General features: G+C 44.4%; 1 protein-coding gene. It reads right to left on the bottom strand.

Annotated features, from left to right (window positions below):
- Positions 1-668: GTP-binding protein (locus tag ACH63V_RS18115; RefSeq protein WP_247142138.1), on the bottom strand; the 668-nt coding region annotated here is incomplete at its 3' end.
- Between the last annotated feature and the right edge of the window lie 12 nt (positions 669-680).

The following is a 680-nucleotide window of genomic DNA, read 5'->3' as shown; positions in this document are numbered from 1 at the left end:
ATTGAGAATACGTCTTCGATTGGCATTAAGAATGCTTTGTCGATAGCACGTTCTGGTTCTGGGATGTAAGAGTCAAGAGCTGCTACAAGAGCAAGAACTGATTCTTCACCGTAAGGACCTGCTTCACCGTTAAGAGCAGCAAGAGCTGAACCACGGATTACTGGAGTGTCATCACCTGGGAAGTCGTAAGTAGAAAGAAGTTCACGAACTTCCATTTCTACTAATTCAAGTAATTCTTCGTCGTCAACAAGGTCGCATTTGTTTAAGAATACGATGATGTAAGGTACACCAACCTGACGAGAAAGAAGGATGTGTTCACGAGTTTGTGGCATTGGACCGTCAGTCGCAGCACATACAAGGATCGCGCCGTCCATCTGAGCAGCACCAGTGATCATGTTTTTAACGTAATCGGCGTGGCCCGGGCAGTCAACGTGTGCGTAGTGACGAATTGGAGAATCGTATTCTACGTGTGAAGTATTAATTGTAATACCACGTGCTTTTTCTTCAGGTGCTGAGTCGATTTGTGAGTAATCTTTCGCTTCACCGCCGTAAGTTTTTGCACAAATAGTTGCAATCGCAGCAGTTAAAGTTGTTTTACCATGGTCAACGTGACCGATTGTACCCACGTTTACGTGTGGTTTATTACGTTCAAACTTGGCTTTAGCCATGATGATCTTCCT

It is taken from the genome of Acinetobacter sp. ABJ-A23_2 (genome assembly GCF_044538765.1).
In the GTDB taxonomy this organism is placed as follows: domain Bacteria; phylum Pseudomonadota; class Gammaproteobacteria; order Pseudomonadales; family Moraxellaceae; genus Acinetobacter; species Acinetobacter nosocomialis_A.
This window is presented reverse-complemented; position numbering and strand designations above follow the sequence as displayed.